Annotated in this window: 2 protein-coding genes; both read left to right on the plus strand. The window is 64.3% G+C overall.

Features of this window, described 5'->3' with window-relative positions; genetic code table 11:
* Positions 1–296 (plus strand): flagellar transcriptional regulator FlhD (gene flhD / locus FUT87_RS20070; protein WP_147242165.1); only part of this gene is annotated, 296 nt, incomplete at its 5' end.
* A gap of 61 nt (positions 297–357) precedes the next feature.
* Positions 358–820, plus strand: a 463-nt coding sequence (gene flhC / locus FUT87_RS20075) for a flagellar transcriptional regulator FlhC (RefSeq protein ID WP_147242166.1), incomplete at its 3' end; no start/stop codon positions are given.

The following is an 820-nucleotide window of genomic DNA, read 5'->3' on the forward strand; positions in this document are numbered from 1 at the left end:
TCCGCGAAGCCAACCTGTCCTACCTGATGCTGGCCCAGAGCCTCATCCGCGCCGACCGCGAGCAGGCCCTGTACCGCCTGGGCATCTCCGAAGAGACCGCCACGCTGCTGAACACCCTCAGCCCGGCGCAGATGATGAAGATGGCCTCCGGCAACACGCTGCTGTGCCGCTTCCGCATGGACGACGACCTGGTGTGGGGCCTGCTGACCTCGCACGGCAAGCCGGCCGCCAACGACAGCGTCTCCCGCCTGCATGCCTCCATCCTGATGGCTGGCCGCCACCAGGAAGCCGCCTGATCCCAGGATCCAGGCAACGCGATTGCCGCCCGAGACCATCCGAGACCCCCGGAGCCACCCCATGCGCACCAAGTCCATCCTGACCGAAGCCAAGCAGATCGAACGCGCGGTGACGCTGATCAAGCTGGGCGCGCGCCTGCAGGTGCTGGAATCGGAAACCGACCTGAGCTACGAGCGTTTGCTGCGCCTGTACAAGGAAGTCTCGGGCAAGAGCCCCAGCAAGGGCCAGCTGCCGTTCTCCACCGACTGGTTCATGACCTGGCAGCCCAACATCCATGCCAGCCTGTTCCTCAACATCCACGAGTACCTGAACAAGGTCGCTGAGATGGACGAGATCGACGTCGTCATCAAGGCCTACCAGCTGTACCAGGAACAGACCGCGGCGCAGAACCTGGAGCAGCTGTTGTCGGTCACCCGCGCCTGGCGCCTGGTGAAGTTCGTCGACAACGGCATGCTGACGATGACCAAGTGCAGCAAGTGCGGCGGCCATTTCGTCACCCACCCCCATGAGGTCGCCAAGCACT

The sequence above is a fragment of the Mitsuaria sp. TWR114 genome (genome assembly GCF_007997345.1).